Source organism: Streptomyces bicolor, assembly GCF_000719285.1.
GTDB lineage: Bacteria > Actinomycetota > Actinomycetes > Streptomycetales > Streptomycetaceae > Streptomyces > Streptomyces bicolor.
On sequence record NZ_JOFS01000116.1, the window covers coordinates 1 to 445 of the forward strand.

1 protein-coding gene is annotated in these 445 nt (G+C 76.2%); it reads right to left on the minus strand.

The annotated features are described in order from the left end of the window. Positions 1–404 (minus strand): condensation domain-containing protein (locus IF78_RS49070; RefSeq protein WP_037643002.1); only part of this gene is annotated, 404 nt, incomplete at its 3' end. Between the last annotated feature and the right edge of the window lie 41 nt (positions 405–445).

Below are 445 nucleotides of genomic sequence, written 5' to 3' on the forward strand. Positions count from 1 at the left end.
GACACCCCGTCCACCACCAGGTGGTGCGCCACCAGCACCAGCCGGCCCACACGGTCCGGCCCGGCGTCCACCCACACCGCCTGCACCATCACCCCGGCCGACGGATCCAGCCGCCGCACCGCCGCACGCGCCACCCGACCCGCGATCTCGTCCAGATCACCGCCCGCCCCGTCCACACGAATCACGAGCGTGCCCGCGGCCGGGCCCGACTCGCCGACCACCAGGGTGGCTCCCTCGCCCACCCGCGCCCGAAGCACCGCATGCGTATCCAGCACCGCGCCCAGACCGGCCGCCAGCACCTCCAGCCCCAGCCCGGGCGGCGCCGCGACCACGGCCCACTGCGCGAACTCCCCGGTGGCGGCGTGCTCTCCCAGCGCCCGCATCACCGGCGTCCACGGCACCACACGGAATCGCCCTCGACACCACCGGCCTCCACCGCACCGAC